Here is a 19,869-nt window from a genome sequence, read left to right as displayed (position 1 = left end):
TTTGCAGTTTATCGGCAGGTTTGATGAGCGTCACGCTCAAAGATGTGGCACAGGCGGCCCGCGTTTCAGTCAGCACAGCTTCGCGGGCGCTGACGGGAACCGGCCTGACCAGCGAACGTACGCAGCAGCGCCTGGTGCGCATCGCGCGCGAGCTCGGCTATCGGCCGAACCCGATCGCGCGCGGATTGAAGACCGGCCAGTCGCGGCTCGTGGCTCTTCTCGTCCACAATCTCACCAACGCCTCGTTCCAGGTGATGGCAGAAGTGGTGCAGGCGCGGCTGAAGGCGCTGGGCTATCAGATGCTTCTATGCATCGGCGGCGACGATCCGCAAGCCGAGAGCGACACCCTCACCACGCTGGTCGACCACCGCATCGATGGGCTGATCGTGGTGCCCACAGGCAAGAACGGCGCGCAGCTCGAGACGCTCTCCAAGGACGTGCCCATCGTCTGCCTGGTGCGGCGCGACGACGCGACCGATCTCGAGACCGTGCTCGCCGACGATCCGCAAGGCGCATATCTCGGCACGCGTCATTTGATCGAGCTCGGGCACAAGCGCATCGGACTGATCGTCGGCCGCCAGGACACCACGTCCGGCCGCGAACGGTTGTCCGGCTATGTCCGCGCGCTGCGCGAGGCCGGCATCGCCAGGGACGACGCGCTGATCCATGCCGGCCACTACGTACCCGAGACCGGCGCGACCTGCGCGCGCAAGCTGCTCGACCTCCGCCGCCCGCCGAGCGCGATCTTCGTCGCCAATCACGAGGCAACGCTCGGGGTGTTGCGCGTCACCGCGGAACGGAACATCGCCATTCCCGGTGATCTCTCGCTGCTCTGCTACGAGGACATGCCGTGGTTTGAATGGCATCGCCCGGCGATCAGCATCGTCGACAACGGTGCACGTGATCTCGCCAACCTCGCCGTCGACCGGCTGCTGCATCGCATGGATGCCAAGGGAAATAGCAAGGGCAATGGCAGTGACGGCGTGCGCGAATATCGCGTCGGCGCCCGGCTGATCCAGCGCGACTCCTGCCGCCGGATAGACGCCACGGCCCCCGCGAGATCCGCGAAATCCAAACCGTCTTCATCCAAATCGTCTGCGGCCAAATCCGCGAAGGTCTGATCAATGCCCTATGTCGAAGTGCTCGCCCCGCAAGCTCCAGCCCAGCGCAAGGCCGCACTGGCGCGGTCGGTGACCGACGGCCTGATGTCGGCGTTCGGCGTGACAGCTGACACGGTCACGCTCTATTTCCTGAACATTGCGCCGGATGACTACGCCCATGCCGGCAGGTTTGGCGCCGAGGCCACCGGCCAGCGCATCCTGCTGAAGGTCCACGCCTTCCGCCGCAGCGAGGCCGAGCGGCGCGCCGCCGCCATCGCGTTAACCCGCGCCGTATGCAGCGCCTATGGCGTGCCGGGCGACGACGTCGCGGTCTACTTCTGCGATCGCGACCGCAGCGAAGTCTCCCACGATTCCAAGCTCGCCAGCGACTGACGGGAGCACGCCATGGACCGCTTCTACAGCCAAGACCAGAAGGCCCTGCGCGAGACCGCCCGCCGCTTCGCCGAGGCAGAGATTTTGCCGCGCGCCGCCGCGATCGATCGCGAGGACCGGTTCGATCGTGCCCTCTACAAGGGCATGGCCGATCTCGGCCTGTTCGGCATCTGCCTGCGCGAGGGCGCTGGCGGCGCCGGCCTCGATGCGGTCGCGGCCTGCATTGCCATGGAGGAGCTGGCACGCTGCTCCGGCGCGGTCGCCAACGCCTTCGCAATCCCGGTCGAGGCCGTGCTGTTCTTCGATCATCACGGCACCGAGGCACACAAGGCGCTGATCCCAAAAATCCTGAGCGGCGACATCATTCCCGCGACCGCCGTCTCCGAGCCCGATCACGGCTCCGACGTCGCTGGCATCCGCACCAATGCGGTGCGCGAGGGCAATGGCTGGCGGCTCAACGGCACCAAGGCCTGGGTGACGCTCGGCGGCGTCGCCGACCGCATCATGGTGTTCGCGCGCACCGGCGCGGATGCGGGCCACCGCGCCATCTCCTGTCTTCTCGTCGACGGCGCCCTGCCCGGCATCGCGCGCGGCAAGAACGAAGAGCTGCTCGGCATGCACGGCCTCGATGACTGCCAGATCACCTTCTCCGACGTGCGCCTGCCCTCCGACAGCGTGATGGGCCCGGAGAACCAGGCCTTCAAGATGGCCATGAGCAATTTCAACTTCAGCCGACTGATGATGGCGTCCATGGCGCTCGGCATGGCGCAGGCCGCGTTCGAGGACGCGACGGCCTATGCCAGGGACCGCAAGCAGTTCGGTCAGGCCATCATCGGCTTCCAGGCGGTGCAGTTCATGCTTGCGGACATGTCGACCGACATCGCGGCTGCACGCCTCCTGATCCACCACGCCGCGCGCTTGCACGATGCTGGCGAACCGATCGCCAAGGAAGCGGCACAGGCCAAGCTGTTCACCACCGACATGGCGATGAAGCACGTCTCCAACGCGCTGCAGATCCACGGCGGCAACGGCTATTCGCGCGAATACCGCATCGAGCGGATCTTCCGCGACGTCCGCCTTGCCCAGATCTACGAGGGCACCAACCAGATCCAGCGGCTGATCATCGCCCGCCAGGTCGAGAAGGAGGCCGCGTGATGCGGGAAGTGCGCTCATGCTGAGCATCATCACGGCGAAAGAGGCCGCAGGCCTCATCCGGGACACCGACACGCTGATCGTCGGCGGCAATGGCGGCACCGGCGCCGCCGAAGCCATTCTCGAGGCGCTGGAGCAGCGTTTCCTTGGCGGCCAGGGCCCGCACAATCTGACGCTGATCAACATCACCGGCGTCGGCGCCGTGACCGAGAAGGGCCTCTGCCATCTCGCCCATGAAGGCCTGATCGCGCGCGTCATCGGCGGCAATTTCGGGCTCCAGGTGCCGTTCATGCGCCTCGTCCGCGACGAGCTGATCGACGCCTACAATTTTCCGCAAGGCGTGATGAGCCAGCTCTGCCGCGCCATGGCCGCCAAGCATCCGGGCGTGCTCACCCATGTCGGCCTCAACACCTACATGGACCCGCGCCAGGACGGCGGGCGCATGAACAAGCGCACTACCGCGCCGCTGGTCGACCTGCTCGAGTTGCACGGCCAGTCCTGGCTGCTCTACCGCGTCCCCAACCCGCCCGACGTCGCTATCATCCGCGGCACCTCGGCCGATGAGGACGGCTATATCAGCATGGAGCACGAGGGCACGACGCGCGAGGATCTCTCGATCGCGCAGGCCGTGCACAATGCCGGCGGAACCGTGATCTGCCAGGTCAAGCGCATCGTGAAGCGCGGCTCGATCCATCCGCAGATGGTTAAGATCCCCGGCTTCCTGATCGACCACGTCGTGCTCGAGCCCGAGCAGATGCAGACCTACGGCACGACTTACGACCCCGCGCGCTGCGGCGAGACGCGGGTTCCTGTCGCGATGATCACACCCGACCCGCTCACCGAACGACGGGTGATCGCGCGCCGGGCCGCCTTCGAGCTGCGCCCGCGCGACGTCGTCAATCTCGGCGTCGGCATTTCCGCGATGATCCCGAATGTCGCGGCCGAGGAAGGCATCTCCGACCTGATCACGCTGACGGTGGAGTCCGGCGTCGTCGGCGGCGTGCCCGGGCACGCCCGCGAATTCGGCACCGCGATCAATCCGCGCGTCATCCTCGACCAGGCCTATCAGTTCGACTTCTACGACGGCGGCGGCCTCTCCTGCGCCTTCCTCTCCTTCGCCGAGGTGGACGCAACAGGCAACGTCAACGTCACCCGTTTCGGCGAGCGCCGCGACGGCTCCGGCGGCTTCATCGATATCACCCAGAACGCCAAGCGGCTGATCTTCAGCGGCACCATGACCGGCGGCAAGTTCGACATCGGCGTCGAGAACGGGCGCCTCGCGATCCGGCGCGACGGCGCCTTCCGCAAGTTCGTGCCTGAGGTCGGCCAGATCAGCTTCAGCGCCTCGCTTGCCGCGCAGCGCGGCCAGCATGTCAGCTACATCACCGAGCGCGCCGTGTTCGAACTGGAGAGCGGCCACGTGACGCTGACCGAGATCGCGCCCGGCGTGCGGCTGGAAGAGGACATCCTCGCCCATATGGGTTTCAAGCCGCGCATCAGCCCGCATTTGAAGGACATGGACCCGCGCATCTTCCGCTCCGGGCCGATGGGAATCGCGCAGAGCTTCAAGGCGCTGCCGGCGCGGCCGCGCAAGGTCGCCTGAGGATCAACATGGACACGAGCACCCCGATCAATCTCCGCTTCGAGGACATCGCGCTCGGCGCGGAGTTCGAGACCGCCGTGCACACCGTGACGGAGGCCGATATCGCGGCCTTCGCCGACGTCACGCGCGACCATCATCCGCTCCATGTCGATGGCACCTATGCGCGCTCCCGCGGCTTTCCTGCGGTGATCGGCCACGGGCTGTACGGCCTGTCGCTGATGGAGGGGCTGAAGTCGGAGCTGAAGCTGTATGAGGAGACCTCGGTCGCCTCGCTCGGCTGGGACGAGGTGAAGTTCAAGGGCCCCATCGTCGCCGGCGACAGCTTGCGCGTCCGCTTCCGCTTCGTCGAGAAGCGGCCGACCAAAAACCCCGCGCGCGGCATTGTCGTCGAGACGCTCGACCTCCTCAACCAGCGCGACGAGGTGGTGACCGCAGCGCGCCACATCTCGCTGATCCTGACCCGGCAAGCCGGTGCTGCGGCGGCCACATGACGAGACAATGAAGAAGACTTGGACCGGAGAACGGCTCCTCTGCCACCCACGATTTTGATCGGAGTATTCGGATGCGATTTCCCAAAACCTTCTCCGCCCTCGCCGTTCTGGCCGGCCTGACGCAGGCCGCCGGTGCCCAGACCTGCACGCCGAAAGTGCCGGCCTCCAGCCTGATCGAGCCGCCAAAATGGCAGATGTCGATCAACCCGACGCTGCCGCCGCAGCAATTCGTCGACGACAAGGGCGAGCTGCAGGGCCTCAACGTCGAGCTCGCCCGCGAGATCGCCAAGCGCATCTGCGTCGAGGCGGTGTTCCTGCGCATGGACTTCCCGCCGATGATCCCGGCGCTGCGCTCCGGCCGGTTCGATGCCATCAACACCGGCCTGTTCTGGACCGAGGAACGCTCGAAGATGATGTACCTCGTGCCTTACGCGCAGCAGGCGATCAGCATCTACACCGACCCCTCCTCCAGCCTGAAGCTGGAGAAGTTCGAGGACCTCGCCGGCCGCGTGGTCGGCGTGGAATCTGCGACCTACACCGAGCGCAAGGCGCGCGAGTTCAGCACGGCGATGGAAGCCAAGGGCCTCAAGCCGGTCGAGCTGCGCACCTTCACCACCGTCACCGCCACCTCCGCGGCGCTGCGCGCCGGTCAGCTCGAGGCCGCGCTCAACATCAACGAGACCGCCAACTCGCTCGAACAGAAGGGGATCGCCAAGATCTGGGTCCGCGATATCGCCGGCACCGACATCACCTTCGCCTTCCGCGACAAGCAGCTCGCCCAGGCGGTGGCCGATGCCCTCACCGCGATCCGCGCCGACGGCACCTATGACAAGCTGTTCGACAAGTTCGGCATGACCAGGCTCAAGGCGACGACATTCGCGATCCGCGGGGATGGGCCGACGAACTGACAGGGCTGCATCGCCTTGATAGCATCGGGTATTCCAGGGATTTATCACATACTTACGGGGGACTAGAGCGGGACCAGGTGCACACATGTGGGCTCCAACCGGGATGCGCGTTCAGATCGCAGGGCCGGGCACTGCCGCTCGGCGGCCAGTAGCACGGAACTTGCATAAAATCTGGGCGACATGGACGCCGCATGAACCTCATCAGCCTCGACATCCGCATGCTCCGGTCGCTGATCTCGGTGGTGGAGACCGGCAGCATCACCGAGACCGCGCGCCGGCTGGGCCGCACCCAGCCGGCGATCACGCTGCAATTGCAGCGATTGGAGGAGCTCACCGGCAAGCAATTGTTCGAGCATGGCGGCCGCAGGCTGACGCTGACCGATGACGGCACCACCGTTCTCACCTACGCCAAGTCCATCCTGCGGTTGCATGACGAGCTGATCTCGCAATTGGCGTCGCAGGAGATCGAGGGCCAGGTCGTGCTCGGCACGCCCGACCTCTATGCGGCGTTCATGCTGCCGTCGATCCTCAGCGTGTTCCGAAAATCCTTTCCGCGCGTGCAGGTCGAGCTCAACTGCGCGCTGTCGACGCCGCTGGTCGGCCTCGTCAAGCGCGGCGATGTCGACATCGCGCTCGTCACCCGTATGAATGATTTCACCGGCGGCCAGGTGGTGCGGCGCGAGCAACTGGTGTGGATGACCGGCGAGCAGTCCGCCGCGCATCAGGAGCGTCCAATTCCGCTGGCGCTCCTGCCGCCCGGCAACATCTATCGCGACTACGCCATCGACACGCTGGAGCGGGCGAATTTGCGCTGGCGCATTGCCTGCGTCAGCGAAAGCGTCGGCGGCCTACAGGCCGCAGCCTTCGCCGGCATGGCCGTCACCGTGCTCGGCCGCAGCGCGCTGGTGCCGGCGATGCGCGAGATCGGGCCGAAAGAGGGGCTGCCGCCGCTGCCGAAGATCGAGCTCTTGCTCTACAAGTCGAGCGGCGCGACCTCGAAAGCAGCGACCGCGCTGCACGATTATCTCGCGCACTATCTGCGGCTCGATGAAGAGCTGAGCGGCCGCGGCGCGCCGATCGAGCTGTCCTAAAGTGCGATGAGACTAGGATAAATCGTCATCGCGCTTTAGGTTATTGCTTGAGCATGATCTTCTCGGAAAACCGCCACACACTTTTCCGGATCATGCTCTAGCTCACGCTTTCCGGCGCAGCGCCAGCTGCGGCCAGAACTTCGCCCAGGGTTGTGCCGCTTCGAACGCGGCGGCGATGCGGAAGATGGTGGGCTCGTCGAGCCATGGCGCGACGATTTGAAGCCCGATCGGCATTCCGTCGCGGTCGAATCCGCACGGCAGCGTTGCCGCCGGAAGGCCGGCGAGATTGATCGGCCAAGTGAAGGGCGACCAGCCGAGATGCGGATCGACCTCGCGCCCATCGATCTTGCCGACGCCGATCTGGCCGGCCTCGAACGCAGTCACCGCGACAGTCGGCGTCACCAGGGCATCGACGCGCTCGAACAGTTTGACAAAGGCGTTGCGCGCCTGCCCGCGGCGATAGCCTGCCTCGACGTAGTCCGTGCCGCTGTAGCGCCGGCCGATGCCGACGACATCGCGATAGGCGGCCTCGGAGCCGGCGAGATCGGCCGTGGTCCTGCCCGCGACGGCCGCCGCCTGCTCGGTGAAGGCGATCGGCTTCAGCGTATGCTCCAGAATGCCGGGATCGAGACCGGGGCCATCCATGGTGACCTGCGCACCGCAGGAATCGAGAATGGCGAGCGCCTTGCCGAATGCGGCCGTCACGTCGGGACTGACGGCGGCATAACCGAGATCGACGCTGGCGGCGACGCGAACGCCGTTCAATGCTGCGGCGCCGGTATCGAAGCGGCGGGATGGCACGGGAAGGCTTGCGGCATCGCGCATATCGTAGCCGGCGATGATCTCCAGCGTCAGCGCAGCGTCTGCCACCGTACGTGTGATCGGCCCGGTATGCGCGAGCGAGGCCCAGGACGGCGGCGAGAAGCCGGGCGAGCGTGGGACGAGCCCGAAGGTCGGCTTCAGGCCGAAGACGCCGCAGAACGACGACGGCACGCGGATCGAGCCGACGCCGTCGGTTCCGATCGCGATCGGGCCGCAGCCGGCCGCAACGCCTGCCGCCGCGCCGCCGCTCGATCCGCCGCTGGTGCGGCCGAGATTCCAGGGGTTTCGCGTGGTGCCGGTGACCGGGCTGTCCGCCGTGAGCTTGTAGCCGGACTCGCAGGTCGTGGTCTTGCAGGTGATGATGGCGCCGGATGCTTTCAACGCGGAAACCACGGCGGCATCGACCTCGGGCACGAACGCCGTATTCATGGGCGAGCCGGCATAGGCCGGCACGCCTGCGACAAAGACCAGATCCTTGATCGTGACGGGCACGCCGGCCAGCGGCCCCATGACTTCGCCCGCGCGCATCTCCTTGGTGAGACGATCCGCCTCCGCCCTCGCCTGCACGTACATCGGGGTGACGATTGCGTTGCAGGCTTCGTTTGTCACCTCCAGTGCGGCGATGGTGTCGTCGACGACATCGCGCGGCGTGAATGCCTTGCGCCGATAACCGGCTACGATCTCGGTTGCAGAGAGCGCGCCAAGGCCAGTCGGCGCCGGCGGGAAGGCCGTTCGGCCGGAAGCATCAGTCATCATGAACCCTAAGAGAGCTAGCTGAGCGCCGCTTCGACGGCGCGTTTGGCCATGACCGTAACGAGATGCGCACGGTAGTCGGCTTCGGCATGGATGTCGGAGGCGAGGCCGTCGGTGTCGATCTTGATCGCCGCGATCGCGGACGGATCGAAATGACCCGACAGCGCTGCCTCCATCGGCGGCACGCGGAACACGCCGGGCCCGGCGCCAGTGACTGCGACGCGAACGCCATCGGGAAATTTCGCGACGAACACACCGACCAGTGCGTAACGCGATGCAGGGGCCTTGAACTTCGCATACCCCGCTTTGACCGGCACGGGAAAGCGGATCGCGGTGATGATCTCTCCAAGCTCAAGCGCGGTCTCGAACAGGCCGAGGAAGAACTTGTCGGCCGCGATCTCGCGCTTGCTGGTGATAATGGTGGCGCCCAGGCCGAGTACGCCCGCGGGATAATCCGCGGCCGGATCATTGTTGGCAACGGAACCGCCTATGGTGCCGCGACTGCGCACGGCGGGATCGCCGATCATCGAGGCGAGCGCTGCGAGCCCTGGGATCTTTGTCTGTATCAACTTGGACGCTGCGACCACCGCGTGCGGCGTCATCGCGCCAATCGTGATCGTCGCGGCGTCGTCTGTGATGCCCTTCAGCGACCCGAGTTTCGACAGATCGACGAGCGCGGTTGGACTGGCCAGCCGCTGCTTCAGCGTCGGGATCAGCGTCATGCCGCCGGCAACGAGCTTGCTGTCCTCGATGGAGGTCAGGAGCTTGGCCGCATCCGGAATCTGGTCCGGCTGATGATAGGCAAATGGCTTCATTGTTGTCCTCCCTATTCCGCGGCGACCGGCAGCGACGCGTTCTGCAGCAGGCGCCAGATCCGGTTCGGAGTCGCCGGCATGTCGACATGGGTGACGCCGAGATGCGACAGCGCATCGACCACCGCATTGATGACGGCGGCGGGCGAACCGATGGTGCCGACCTCGCCGCAACCTTTCACGCCCATCGGCGTGTGCGTGCATAGCGTCGAGTGGGTCGCAACCTTCATCATCGGCAGATGGTCCGCGCGCGGCATGCAGTAATCCATCAGCGAGCCCGACAACAACTGGCCGGAGCCTTCGTCATAGACTGCGTTCTCGAACAGCGCCTGGCCGACGCCCTGCACGATGCCGCCGTGCAGCTGACCCTCGACGATCATCGGGTTGATGACCGTGCCGACGTCGTCCACCGCCGTATAATTCACCAAGGTCACTGTGCCGGTCTCGGGATCGACCTCGACCTCGGCGATATGGCAGCCGCCGGGATAGGTGAAGTTGACGGGGTCGTAATAGGCCTGCTCCTCGAGCCCCGGCTCCAGCACCTCGAGCGGATAATTGTGCGGAACGTAAGCTGCGCCCGCGATCTCCTCGAACGTCTTGATGCGGTCCGTGCCGGCAACGGAAAACTTGCCGGCCTCGAATTGGATATCGGCTTCAGACGCTTCGAGCAGATGCGCGGCGATCTTCTTGCCCTTGACAATCACCTTGTCGGTCGCCTTCGAGAGCGCGGCACCGCCGACGACCAGCGAGCGCGAGCCATAGGTGCCCATGCCGAACTGGACGCGATCGGTATCGCCGAACACGATGTCGACATTCTCGAACGCGACGCCGAGCTTGTCCGAGACGATCTGCGCGAAGGTGGTCTCGTGGCCCTGGCCGTGATTGTGCGTGCCGATCATGACCGTGACCTGGCCGGTCGGATGCACCCGCACCGTGGCGCTCTCATAGAGGCCGCCGCGCGCCCCTAACCGTCCTGCGAAGCGCGACGGGGCAAGGCCGCAGGCCTCGACATAGGTGGAGTAGCCGAGCCCGCGGAACTTGCCTTTGCGGGCGGATGCCGCCTTGCGCGCGCCGAAATTCTTGACGTCGGCCGCGACCAGCGCGCCGTCGAGACAGCCCATGGGATCGCCGGAATCGTACTGCACCAGCACCGGCGTCTGATACGGATAAGCCTCCTTCGGGATCATGTTGCGGCGGCGGATCTCGACGCGGTCGATCCCCATCTCGCTGGCTGCGACATCGACGATGCGCTCCAGTACGAAGGTCGCCTCAGGCCGGCCCGCGCCACGATAGGCGTCGACCGGGACGGTGTTGGTGAAGACCACCTTCACGTTGCAGTAGATCGCCGGCGTGGTGTAGACGCCGCCGAGCAGCGGCCCATAGAGATTGGTCGGGATGTTCGGTCCGAAGGTCGAGAGATAGCCGCCCATATTGGCCAGCGTGTTGACGCGGAAGGCGAGGAATTTTCCGGTCTCGTCGAGCGCGAGTTCGGCCTCTGTGACATGATCGCGACCGTGGCGATCGGAGACATAGCCTTCTGAGCGGCTCGCCACCCATTTCACCGGCCGCCGCACGCGCTTGGCGGCCCAGGTGATCACGGCTTCCTCGCCGTAATGGAACTGTTTGACACCGAAGCCACCGCCGACATCGGGCGCGACCACGCGCAGCTTGTGCTGGGGAATGTTCAGCACCAGCGCGCCCATCAGGAAGCGCACGACGTGCGGGAACTGGCTGGTGGTCCACAGCGTGTAGCGGTCGGTGCCCGGCTCGTATTCGGCGATGGCCGCGCGCGGCTCCATCGGGTTGCCGATCAGGCGGTTGTTGACGAGGCTGAGCCTGGCGACATGCGCCGCCTTCTTGAATGCAGTTTCGACCGCGGCCTTGTCGCCGAGCTCCCAGTCGCAGCAAATGTTATTCGGCACGTCCTCGAACAATTGCGGCGCGTCGGGTCTGACGGCTTCCAGCACACCGACCACGGAGGGCAGCACCTTGTAGTCGATCTTCAGCAGGTCGGCCGCCGCATTGGCCTGCTCCGGAGTTTCTGCGATGACGAAGGCCACCATGTCGCCGACGAACCGCACCTTGTCCTGCGCCAGCATCGGGAACGGCGGCTCCTTCATCGGCATGCCCTTGGCGTCGGTGATGCCCCAGCCGCAGGGCAGCGACCCCAATCCATCATCGGCGACATCGTCCCCGGTCAAGACCGCGATAACGCCGGGCGACGCCAGCGCATCGCTCTTGTCGATGCCGCGCAGCACCGCATGGCCGTGCGGCGAGCGCACGAACACGCCGGCGGCCATGCCGGGGCGCTTGATGTCGGAGACGTAATTGCCACGGCCGGTGAGGAAACGTTGGTCCTCTTTCCGTTTCGGTGCGGCGCCGATGCCGATCACATTGCCCATGGTCACTCTCCCTTGGCGGCGTGCATGGCGGCAGCGCCGGCCATGACCGAGATGACGATGTTCTGGTAGCCGGTGCAGCGGCAGATATTGCCTTCTAGGCCATGACGGACATCGGCCTCCGTCAGGTCCGGCTTTTCGGTCGCAAGCGCGACCGCTGTCATCAGCATGCCGGGCGTGCAGAAGCCGCACTGCAGCCCGTGGTGCTCGCGGAAGGCCTCCTGCATCGGATGCATCTGGTTCGAGCCGGGTGCGCCTGTCAGGCCCTCGATCGTGAGTAAGGTCGCACCGTCGAGCGCGGGCGCGAGCAGCGTGCAGCTCTTCACCGGCAGGCCGTTCAGATGCACGACACAGGCACCGCACTGGCTGGTGTCGCACCCGATATGGGTCCCCGTGAGATGGAGCTGCTCGCGCAAGAGCTCGGCGACGAGCGTTGCCGGCTCGACCTCGACAGTGGTTGGCCGTCGGTTGAGGGTGAAGGATATCTGCACGGTCATGCTCCTGTGCGCGGCGGGTCTTTAGGCGAGTGGAAGTGCGCTGCCGGTGGCCCATGTGGCCATCACGACGTCGCCGACGGTGAAGGGATCCGCGAAGAAGGCCTTTTCCGGCACATAGGCGACGAATTCGTCGTCCGGCACGGTATCCAGCATGACCTTGACGAAATAGCCCTGGTATTCGATCGCCAGCACGCGGCTCGGCAGCGACGTGGTGCAGCCCGGCGGCAGCTCCTTGCCGGGCCGCACCAGCGCGACGTCGTCGCGTCGCACCGCGATATCGACCTTGTCGCCGACGCTGACGGTCGGGCGGGCCTGAAGCGGCACCTCGATGCCATCAGGCGCGGCCTGCGCGAGCGTGAAGCTCGCACCGTTCACCTTCTCCACCCTGCCCGACAGCACGTTCTGGCCGCCCATGAACTCGGCGACATAGCGGTCGCGCGGATGGGCGTAGACCTCGCGTGCCGGCCCGGCCTGCTTGATCCTGCCCTGCTCCATCACCACGACGAGATCCGCAAGCGCGATCGCCTCGAGCTGGGTGTGGGTGACGTGAATGAAGGTGATGCCGAGCTCCTGCTGCATCCGCCTGAGCTCCTGGCGCATCTGGACCCGGAGCTGCTCGTCGAGCGCCGACAGCGGCTCGTCGAGCAAGAGCACGCGCGGCTCGGTGATCGCCGCGCGCGCCAGCGCCACGCGCTGCTGCTGGCCGCCGGAAAGCTGGGCCGGCAGGCGGTCGGCGAAGCTCGTCAGCCGGACCTTTTCGATCATGGCATCCGCGGCGCGCAAACGATCCGCCTTGGACTGGCCGCGCACGCGCAGCGCAAAGGCGATGTTCTCTCGGACCGTCAGATGCGGAAACAACGCGTAGGACTGGAACATCATCGCGGTGCGGCGCTGCACCGGCGCGAGCCCGACGACGTTCTGCCCACCGATCACGATCTCGCCCGCCGTCGGGTCCTCATGCCCGGCGATCATGCGCAATATCGTGGTCTTGCCGCAGCCGGAGGGGCCGATGAAGCAGCAATAGGCGCCATCGGCGATCTCGAGATTGACGCCGTCAACGACGTTCGTGACGCCGTCAAAGCTCTTGCAGACGCCTGCCAATTCGATATCGCCGCGATCGTTCTTCATTCCTATCTCTTTGCCCGGCTGCCGCGCTTCTTCTGGATCAGCACGATGGTGCCGAGGCTGGCACCGATCACAATGAAAGAGACGATGGTGGTCACCGTGCCGAGCGCGTAGAGCGAGGGCGAGGTGACGTTCAGCGTCATGCTCCAGATTTCCAGCGGCAGGGTGTTCAGCGAGCCCGCGGTCTGGAGGCTGCGGGCGAACTCGTCATAGGACAGCGTGAAGCCGAACAGCGCCACCGCGATGAGGCCGGGGGCCAGGACCGGGATCATCACCAACCAAATTGATTGCCAGCGGCTTGCGCCGAGATCGTAAGCCGCCTCCTCCCAGGCATGATTGAAGCGCGACATCACCGCGAACATCACGAGCACGCCGAACGGCAGCGTCCAGGACAGCTGCGCGCCGAGCGCCGAGGTGTACCAGCTGGCATTCAGCCCGAGCGCCTGAAACAACAGGCCAGTACCGAGGCCGAGCACGAGGCCGGGCGCGACGAGGCTGCCGATCATCATGTAGAAGACGATCGTGTCGCCGCGAAAGCGGCGGCGGAAGCCGAGCCCTGCGAGGAACGACACCACCACCGTAATGATGGTGACGATCACGGCGAGCTTGATGGAGCGGTCGAACGAGCCCTTGACGTCGCCGGTGCGCACCTGGGTGAAGAGATCGACGAACCAGTGCAGCGAATGGCCCTTCATCGGGAAAACGAGGCCGCCGCGGATGTCTTGGAACGACAGGATGTAGATGCAGAACATCGGGCCGTAGAGCGCGAGCACGTAAGCCACGAACAGCGCCGCCAGCACATAGAACGTCCAGGGCCGCCCACCCTTGCTCGGCGCGATCGCCTTGCTGGTTGCAGGAGCAATCGTCTTGGACGTTTCGGTCTTGGCCCTTTCGGTCTTGGACATATCGGCGAGAACCGCGCTCATCGCGTGATCTCCTGCCTGATATCGACCGTGCGCAGGATCAGCGAGACGATCGCAACCAGCACCAGCGTCAGCAGCACGGCGCTCGCCGCGGCGGTCGGATATTGCAGCACGCCGACGTCCTCGTAGAAGGCGCTGACCACCGAGGCGGAACCGCCGCCGGACATCACCTTGACCACAAAGAAATCGCCCATGACGATCGAGACCACGAAGATGGTGCCGAGCGCGATGCCGCTCTTGGACATCGGCACCACGATCAGGCGCATGATGTCGAAACGGCTGGCGCCGGCATCGATTGCGGCCTCGATCAGCTTCTTGTCGATCCGCGCCATGGAATTGAAGATCGGCACGATCATGAAGATCGTGAGCTGGTGGACATAGGCGATGACTACCGCAAGATCTGAGAACAGGAGTACCTCCAGCGGCTGCCGGATCACACCGAGCGCGAGCAGCGCCTGGTTGATCAGGCCTTCCTTGCCGAGCAGCGGGATCCACGAGATCATCCGGATGATGTTCGAGGTCCAGAACGGCACCGTGCAGAGCAGGAACAGGCCGATCGCCAGCAACTGGTTGCGAACGTGAAAGACCAGGAAATAGGCAACGAAGAAGCCAATGATCAGGGTGAAGATCCAGGTCAGCACCGTGAACTTGATCGTCGCCAGATACAGCTTCAACGTCAGCGCCGAGTGCAGCACCTCGACGTAGCTCGCCAATGTGAAGCCCGGCGTCAGGCCGCCGAAACCGTCGGTGGCGAAGAAGCTCGCCGCCAGCACCACCAGGATCGGCGCCACGAAGAACGGCACGAGCACCAGGACCAGCGGCGAGACGTAGAGCCAGCCGGCCAGATTGGATCGCGATGGCGTTGGACTTTGAGCTGGACTTTGAGCTGGAATTGGCTGCATGTCGGCGAATGCCTCGACGTCGATCTCGTCCGCCGGCGCGTCGCCGCGCCGGCGCCTTTCGTCAGGGAAAGCAGGTTTCAGGCCACCTTGAAGTCGTTCCAGCGCTTGTTCATGTAGGCGGCCTCGTCCATCAGCGTATTCCAGCAGGAGATGTTCTTGACGCGGTCGAGGAACGAGCCGCCGTCACGCTTGGTGCCGGCCTTCTCCATCGCAACGCCATAGGGATCGTTGACCACCTCGGGCGCGGGCTGGCCCTCGTACCAGAACGCCCATTCCGCCGGGGTGAGGAATTTCTTCGCGGTCGAGGGCACCGGGCTGTAATAGCCGTAGCGCGCGACAAAGCCGCCCTGCCAGCCCGAGAGGTACCAGTTGAGATACTCGTAGGCAGCGTCCAGCTTCTTGCCGGAGAGATGCTTCATCAGGCCCATGCCGTTGCACCAGCCGCGATAGCCTTCCTTGCCGTTCTTGACGTTGACGGGGGCGTAGACGCAAGGAATTTCCTTGACGCGGACGGCGGCCACCGCCGGCGACCACATCGACTGGATGATCACCTCGCCCGCCGCCATCAGCTGCACCGACTGATCGAAGGTGGTCCAGGTCGCGCGGAACTGGCCCTGCTTCTTCAGCTCGATCAGCTTGTTGCAGGTGAAGTCGATCTCCTCCTTGGTCATGTTGCCCTTGTTGCCGTACTTGATCAGCCCGGCGCTCTCGAAGCAGAGCGCGGCATCCATGATGCCGATGGCGGGCACGTCGAGGATGGCGGCCTTGCCCTTGAACTTGGGATCGATCAGGTCCTTCCACTCGGTCACTTCATGGCCGACGAGATCCGGGCGATAGCCGATCGAGTCGGCGTTGTAGACCTGCGGCAGAAAGGTCGCCCATTCGGTGACGCCGTCGTTGAGGTCGGTCGCATCGGGCTTGGCGATGTACATGGCCTCATAGGGCGAGATGCCTTGGCGCGGGATCTTGTGGCCGTCGATCTCGCCCTTGGTGAAGATCGGCAGGATGTTGTCGAACTCCTTGATCTTCTTGACCTCGATGCCCTGGATCACGCCGCGCTTCGCCGCCAGCTTGGCCTGCCAGCCCTCGAGGTCGGCGATGTCGACCGTATTTGGCTGGCTTATGAAGCGGTTGATGGACGCGGAGGTGTCGAGGTTCTGCATCGTCACCTTGAAGCCGAGGTCCTTGGCGGCCTGGTCGCCGATCGCCTTCACCACCGAATAGGACACGCCGACATGGCGCAGCTCGATGTCCTTGATCTCCTGTGCCCAGATGGTCGGGAATCCGCGGATCGCATCTGCCCCGGCGGCCGCGCCGGCAATTGCTGCGGCACCCTTCAACAGCGTACGGCGGCTCAGCTTTTTTGCTTCCCCCGGCTTCGTTCCGGCGTGGCCGGCAACAGCATTCCCCTTATCCCTGTCAAGCATGGCAACCCTCGTTGGTTACGATGAGCGGCCGCAACGACCTTCAGCGATCCCTGCGGATGTGATCAGTTGCGCTTGAGGCTATTGGCAGGATTTTGCGAAGTAAAATTGGAAGTAAAAATTCGCGACATAAGCGCGACTAATGACCCATCTCTCTGCATTTCATCTCGGCACGCAGCTTAGGAAGGCGGCAGGCGGTATACCGGGCGCGACGAATGCAAACTTCGTGGACTCAATAATTCGGCACGCCCGAAACTTACAGGCGAGACACGCCTGACAGCGCCGCTCGTCCGCACGTGAGGGCAACCAAGATCAAGCAGCAGCCGCCTGATATAGACACTCGCGAAGCCAAGCGTGGCCCTTGTCCTCCTGATTGCGCGGATGCCACAGCGCGACGATGCGAGCGGGCGGCAGATCGAGCGGAGGAAGGGTGAGATCGAGCTCGTGGGCGAAGCGGATCAGGAAACGCCGCGGAAGAGTGCAGATGCAGTCACTGTGCGCAAGGATGACCGGCGCCAGCGCATAGGTCTGGATCGAGACGGCGACGCGCCGGGAGCGGCCGAGCGCCGCCAGCGCATCGTCGACGAGGCCCGAGAAGCCGCCGCCGTCGGCGGAGATCAGCAGATGATCGAGCGCGCAGAAGCTGTCGAGATCGAGCGGGCCGTTGCCGCGGGGGTGACCTTTGCGCTGTGCAGACAGGAAGCCGTCCTCGAACAGCGGCCGCTGCATCAGCTCGCCATGCGCGCGGTCGGCTCCCGTCACCAGGATGTCGATCTCACCCCTTTCGAGCTGATCCACGACATCGCGCGCGGGGTGAACGAGAGCGAGCCGCGCCCGCTCCGCCATCGCGGTCAAGCGCGCGACCAGGCCGGGCGCCAGTGTCACGGCCGGATTCTCGTGGATGGCGACGACGAAGGTGCGCTGGCTGCGGGCGGGGTCGAACACAGCCGGCCCCTCCACCATGCGACGGAGCTTGCCAAGCACATCCGCAAGCTCCGTCTGCAGCTCCACCGCCCGCGTCGTCGGCACCACACCGCGCCCGCTCGCCGCGGGCACGAATAGCGGATCGGAAAAGATCTGCCGCAGCCGGTTCAGCCGCGCTGAGAGCGCAGGCTGCCCGATATTGAGCCGGGAGGCCGCGCGCGTCACGTTCCGCTCACGCAGGAGAGCCTCCAGAGCCAGCAACAGACCGAGGTCGATCTCGGCGAGATCGTTATCGTCGGCCGGCCGACCCCGACCGTGTTCCGCATCCTGCATCGGTGCCACCTCCGTTTAGGGCACATCGCGACTCCGGTGAGCCCCGATACGAGGGTTAGGGCCAAAACGGCCGCGTGAAAAGCTGGGCGAGGGTGCCTTCCGATATCGACAATGTCGATGGGACCTATCGAGCCCGCGGCTCTCCCGAAGGCACGGCGCGCTTCGTACCTCACGGTGACCGCAGCGCGGGCTGTCACCCCTCAGCCGCGCCCAGTGGAGGAGATCTTGATGATTCAATCGGCCAAAACCTATCACGTCGGCGAAGCATCCATCACGCGGATCGACGAGTTGCGGCTTGCCGCATTCAAGTTCGACGCGCTCTACCCGGGAAGCGAGCCGCAGGCGCTGGAGCGCCATCGCGACCGCCTGGAGGCGGGCTCGTTCGATGCTGCGACCGGGACCTTCATCCAAAGCATTCACAGCTGGCTGGTCAGGACGCCGCACCACACGATCCTGATCGACACGGCCACCGGCAATGACAAGAACCGGCCGGAGATTCCGCCGCTGCACCGGCTCAACGAGCCGTTCCTGGCGCGGCTGGCGGCAGCGGGTGTGACGCCGGAGCAGGTCGATTACGTGCTGCTCACCCACGTGCATGCCGATCACGTCGGCTGGAACACCCGCCTCGTCGACGACCGCTGGGTCCCGACCTTCCCGAATGCGACCTACATCTTCTCCGCGATCGAGCAGGCCTATGGCGAGAGCCTCGCGACGGGCACAGAGCCGAGCGGAGCGGCCCGCCCTGCCCCGGCCCTCGGCCCCGCACTGCGCAAGCCGGCCGACCGCGTCTATGACGATAGCGTCCGGCCGGTGATCGAGGCCGGGCTTGCCAGGCTCATCGCGGTGGACGGAAACGAGGCTATCGAGGGCATCTCCTTCATTCCGACGCCCGGCCACAGCGTCGATCACGCCTCCATCCGGCTCGTCTCGCGTGGCGAGGAGGCGCTCTTCGCCGGAGACGTGATGCACCACCCGCTCCAGGTCTATGAGCCTTCGCTCAATTCCTGCTTCTGCGAATTCCCGGAAGCCGCGTTGCGCTCGCGCGGCTTCGTGCTGGAGGACGCTGCCGAGCGGGGCGCAACCATCTTCACCACCCATTTCGCACAGTCATCGGTCGGCCGCGTCAGCCGCACCGGAGGACGCTTTACCTGGCAATTCATCTGAACGGAGAACGATCATGAACCAGCACGCCAGCGCGCGCGCCGACAGGTCCGAGATCGTGGTCGAGGATCTCATGATTCCGAGCGACACGGCCGGGATTTCGCTTCACTTACGCAACAAGCGACCCGCGGCGCTCGAGACCTTCTCCGCCGAGCGAACCATCCTGATGATGCACGGCGCGACCTATTCATCGGAAAGCCTGTTCGATCCGCCGCTCGGCGGCGTCTCGTTCATGGATTATCTCGCCGGCCATGGGTACGACGTCTTCGCGCTCGACGTGCGCGGCTATGGCCAATCGACCCGCCCGCCCGAGATGGACGCGCCCCCGGAGCAGTCCGAACCACTCGTGCGCACCGAGACCGGCGTTCGCGACCTCGCCAGCGCCGTCGCGCACATCCTGAAGCTACGCAAGATCGCGCGTCTCAATCTGGTTGCCATGTCCTGGGGCGGCTCGGTGGCCGGCGCTTACACCGCGGGCAACAACGACAAGGTCGTCAAACTCGCGCTGGTCGCGCCGCTCTGGTTGCTGCAGGGTCCGGCCCCGATCGATGCAGGCGGGCGCCTCGGCGGCTATCGCAAGGTTCCAGTGCTGGACTTCAGGACGCGCTGGCTTTCTGCTGCGCCGGAAGCGGCACGATCGAGCTTGATCCCGGCAGGCGGCTTCGAGCTCTGGGCCAACATCTCGCTCGCAACCGACCCGCAGGGCAGCGCGCAGGCGCCTGCCGTCATGCGAGCGGTCAACGGCCCGATCCTGGACATTCGCGAATACTGGGCCGCCGGCAAGACGCTGTATGATGCCGGCGACATTCGCGTGCCCGTGCTCCTGGTCCACGCGGAATGGGATCAGGACGTGCCCATCGCCTCGGCGCAGGACTTATTCCTTTCGCTGAAGCATGCGCCGTACCGGCGATGGGTCGAGATCCGCGAAGGCACGCACATGGTGCTGCTGGAGAAGAACCGTCCGCAGGCGTTCGACGCGATCAATCAGTTTCTCGCCGAAGATTACGGCTAGCGCGGGCGCCCTGCTGCACCGCGAAAATTACTCGCGCCGCAACA

18 protein-coding genes are annotated in these 19,869 nt (G+C 65.3%); 9 read left to right on the top strand and 9 right to left on the bottom strand.

The genetic code is table 11. The features are described from left to right. Nucleotides 1-23: 23 nt before the first annotated feature. From HZZ16_RS02040 to HZZ16_RS02010, 7 genes are all read left to right on the top strand, one after another. A complete protein-coding gene (locus HZZ16_RS02040; RefSeq protein ID WP_197946834.1) occupies nt 24-1,121 on the top strand; it encodes a LacI family DNA-binding transcriptional regulator in 1,098 nt (365 codons plus the stop codon). A gap of 3 nt (nt 1,122-1,124) precedes the next feature. Then, nucleotides 1,125-1,493: a tautomerase family protein gene (locus tag HZZ16_RS02035; RefSeq protein ID WP_197946833.1), complete on the top strand. Its 369-nt coding sequence runs from the start codon at nt 1,125-1,127 to the stop codon at nt 1,491-1,493. 12 nt (nt 1,494-1,505) lie between these two features. Further along, nucleotides 1,506-2,648 (top strand): acyl-CoA dehydrogenase family protein, encoded by a 1,143-nt coding sequence (locus tag HZZ16_RS02030; RefSeq protein ID WP_197946832.1) that lies wholly within the window; start codon nt 1,506-1,508, stop codon nt 2,646-2,648. Between the two features lie 16 nt (nt 2,649-2,664). Further along, nucleotides 2,665-4,248 carry an acyl CoA:acetate/3-ketoacid CoA transferase gene (locus HZZ16_RS02025; RefSeq protein ID WP_197946831.1) on the top strand — a complete coding sequence of 528 codons (1,584 nt, stop codon included), beginning with the start codon at nt 2,665-2,667 and terminating at the stop codon, nt 4,246-4,248. An 8-nt stretch (nt 4,249-4,256) separates the two neighbouring features. Then, nucleotides 4,257-4,739 carry a MaoC family dehydratase gene (locus HZZ16_RS02020; protein WP_197946830.1) on the top strand — a complete coding sequence of 161 codons (483 nt, stop codon included), beginning with the start codon at nt 4,257-4,259 and terminating at the stop codon, nt 4,737-4,739. A gap of 71 nt (nt 4,740-4,810) precedes the next feature. Further along, the gene (locus HZZ16_RS02015; RefSeq protein WP_197946829.1) at nt 4,811-5,647 is read left to right on the top strand and encodes an ABC transporter substrate-binding protein; all 837 of its coding nucleotides are present in this window, start codon (nt 4,811-4,813) and stop codon (nt 5,645-5,647) included. Nucleotides 5,648-5,838: 191 nt separating this feature from the next. Further along, nucleotides 5,839-6,738 (top strand): LysR substrate-binding domain-containing protein, encoded by a 900-nt coding sequence (locus HZZ16_RS02010; protein ID WP_197946828.1) that lies wholly within the window; start codon nt 5,839-5,841, stop codon nt 6,736-6,738. Nucleotides 6,739-6,840: 102 nt separating this feature from the next. Here HZZ16_RS02010 and HZZ16_RS02005 read toward each other — a convergent pair whose 3' ends face one another. The 9 genes from HZZ16_RS02005 to HZZ16_RS01965 all read right to left on the bottom strand — a co-directional run bounded on the left by HZZ16_RS02005 (nt 6,841) and on the right by HZZ16_RS01965 (nt 17,652). Next, a complete protein-coding gene (locus HZZ16_RS02005; protein ID WP_197946827.1) occupies nt 6,841-8,313 on the bottom strand; it encodes an amidase in 1,473 nt (490 codons plus the stop codon). A gap of 17 nt (nt 8,314-8,330) precedes the next feature. Next, nucleotides 8,331-9,128, bottom strand: coding sequence for an FAD binding domain-containing protein (locus HZZ16_RS02000; protein ID WP_197946826.1), 798 nt, complete (start codon nt 9,126-9,128; stop codon nt 8,331-8,333). A gap of 11 nt (nt 9,129-9,139) precedes the next feature. Next, nucleotides 9,140-11,527 (bottom strand): xanthine dehydrogenase family protein molybdopterin-binding subunit, encoded by a 2,388-nt coding sequence (locus HZZ16_RS01995; RefSeq protein ID WP_197946825.1) that lies wholly within the window; start codon nt 11,525-11,527, stop codon nt 9,140-9,142. Between the two features lie 2 nt (nt 11,528-11,529). Then, nucleotides 11,530-12,021: a (2Fe-2S)-binding protein gene (locus HZZ16_RS01990; RefSeq protein ID WP_197946824.1), complete on the bottom strand. Its 492-nt coding sequence runs from the start codon at nt 12,019-12,021 to the stop codon at nt 11,530-11,532. Nucleotides 12,022-12,042: 21 nt separating this feature from the next. Next, complete coding sequence (locus HZZ16_RS01985) at nt 12,043-13,149, bottom strand: ABC transporter ATP-binding protein (RefSeq protein WP_197946823.1); 1,107 nt, start codon at nt 13,147-13,149, stop codon at nt 12,043-12,045. A gap of 2 nt (nt 13,150-13,151) precedes the next feature. Beyond that, the gene (locus HZZ16_RS01980) at nt 13,152-14,072 is read right to left on the bottom strand and encodes an ABC transporter permease (RefSeq protein ID WP_197946822.1); all 921 of its coding nucleotides are present in this window, start codon (nt 14,070-14,072) and stop codon (nt 13,152-13,154) included. Continuing rightward, nucleotides 14,069-14,971 carry an ABC transporter permease gene (locus tag HZZ16_RS01975; RefSeq protein WP_197946821.1) on the bottom strand — a complete coding sequence of 301 codons (903 nt, stop codon included), beginning with the start codon at nt 14,969-14,971 and terminating at the stop codon, nt 14,069-14,071. The genes HZZ16_RS01980 and HZZ16_RS01975 overlap by 4 nt, the downstream gene beginning before the upstream one ends. 77 nt (nt 14,972-15,048) lie before the next feature. Continuing rightward, the gene (locus tag HZZ16_RS01970; RefSeq protein ID WP_197946820.1) at nt 15,049-16,398 is read right to left on the bottom strand and encodes an ABC transporter substrate-binding protein; all 1,350 of its coding nucleotides are present in this window, start codon (nt 16,396-16,398) and stop codon (nt 15,049-15,051) included. Nucleotides 16,399-16,707: 309 nt separating this feature from the next. Further along, a complete protein-coding gene (locus HZZ16_RS01965) occupies nt 16,708-17,652 on the bottom strand; it encodes a LysR family transcriptional regulator (protein ID WP_197946819.1) in 945 nt (314 codons plus the stop codon). 228 nt (nt 17,653-17,880) lie between these two features. Here HZZ16_RS01965 and HZZ16_RS01960 point away from each other — a divergent pair, with 228 nt between their 5' ends. Further along, a complete protein-coding gene (locus HZZ16_RS01960; protein ID WP_197946818.1) occupies nt 17,881-18,816 on the top strand; it encodes an MBL fold metallo-hydrolase in 936 nt (311 codons plus the stop codon). A gap of 13 nt (nt 18,817-18,829) precedes the next feature. Continuing rightward, a complete protein-coding gene (locus HZZ16_RS01955) occupies nt 18,830-19,825 on the top strand; it encodes an alpha/beta hydrolase (protein ID WP_197946817.1) in 996 nt (331 codons plus the stop codon). Nucleotides 19,826-19,869: the final 44 nt, after the last annotated feature.

The sequence above is a fragment of the Bradyrhizobium glycinis genome (assembly GCF_016031655.1).
Taxonomy (GTDB): domain Bacteria; phylum Pseudomonadota; class Alphaproteobacteria; order Rhizobiales; family Xanthobacteraceae; genus Bradyrhizobium; species Bradyrhizobium glycinis.
This window is presented reverse-complemented; position numbering and strand designations above follow the sequence as displayed.

Coding starts and splice junctions, on each gene's coding strand:
- HZZ16_RS01955 (WP_197946817.1), top strand. CDS start 18,830: ATGAACCAGCACGCCAGCGCGCGCGCCGACAGGTCCGAGATCGTGGTC.
- HZZ16_RS01970 (WP_197946820.1), bottom strand. CDS start 16,398: ATGCTTGACAGGGATAAGGGGAATGCTGTTGCCGGCCACGCCGGAACG.
- HZZ16_RS01975 (WP_197946821.1), bottom strand. CDS start 14,971: ATGCAGCCAATTCCAGCTCAAAGTCCAGCTCAAAGTCCAACGCCATCG.
- HZZ16_RS01960 (WP_197946818.1), top strand. CDS start 17,881: ATGATTCAATCGGCCAAAACCTATCACGTCGGCGAAGCATCCATCACG.
- HZZ16_RS02010 (WP_197946828.1), top strand. CDS start 5,839: ATGAACCTCATCAGCCTCGACATCCGCATGCTCCGGTCGCTGATCTCG.
- HZZ16_RS02030 (WP_197946832.1), top strand. CDS start 1,506: ATGGACCGCTTCTACAGCCAAGACCAGAAGGCCCTGCGCGAGACCGCC.
- HZZ16_RS02020 (WP_197946830.1), top strand. CDS start 4,257: ATGGACACGAGCACCCCGATCAATCTCCGCTTCGAGGACATCGCGCTC.
- HZZ16_RS01995 (WP_197946825.1), bottom strand. CDS start 11,527: ATGGGCAATGTGATCGGCATCGGCGCCGCACCGAAACGGAAAGAGGAC.
- HZZ16_RS01980 (WP_197946822.1), bottom strand. CDS start 14,072: ATGAGCGCGGTTCTCGCCGATATGTCCAAGACCGAAAGGGCCAAGACC.
- HZZ16_RS02005 (WP_197946827.1), bottom strand. CDS start 8,313: ATGACTGATGCTTCCGGCCGAACGGCCTTCCCGCCGGCGCCGACTGGC.
- HZZ16_RS02035 (WP_197946833.1), top strand. CDS start 1,125: ATGCCCTATGTCGAAGTGCTCGCCCCGCAAGCTCCAGCCCAGCGCAAG.
- HZZ16_RS01985 (WP_197946823.1), bottom strand. CDS start 13,149: ATGAAGAACGATCGCGGCGATATCGAATTGGCAGGCGTCTGCAAGAGC.
- HZZ16_RS01965 (WP_197946819.1), bottom strand. CDS start 17,652: ATGCAGGATGCGGAACACGGTCGGGGTCGGCCGGCCGACGATAACGAT.
- HZZ16_RS02000 (WP_197946826.1), bottom strand. CDS start 9,128: ATGAAGCCATTTGCCTATCATCAGCCGGACCAGATTCCGGATGCGGCC.
- HZZ16_RS01990 (WP_197946824.1), bottom strand. CDS start 12,021: ATGACCGTGCAGATATCCTTCACCCTCAACCGACGGCCAACCACTGTC.
- HZZ16_RS02015 (WP_197946829.1), top strand. CDS start 4,811: ATGCGATTTCCCAAAACCTTCTCCGCCCTCGCCGTTCTGGCCGGCCTG.
- HZZ16_RS02025 (WP_197946831.1), top strand. CDS start 2,665: ATGCTGAGCATCATCACGGCGAAAGAGGCCGCAGGCCTCATCCGGGAC.
- HZZ16_RS02040 (WP_197946834.1), top strand. CDS start 24: ATGAGCGTCACGCTCAAAGATGTGGCACAGGCGGCCCGCGTTTCAGTC.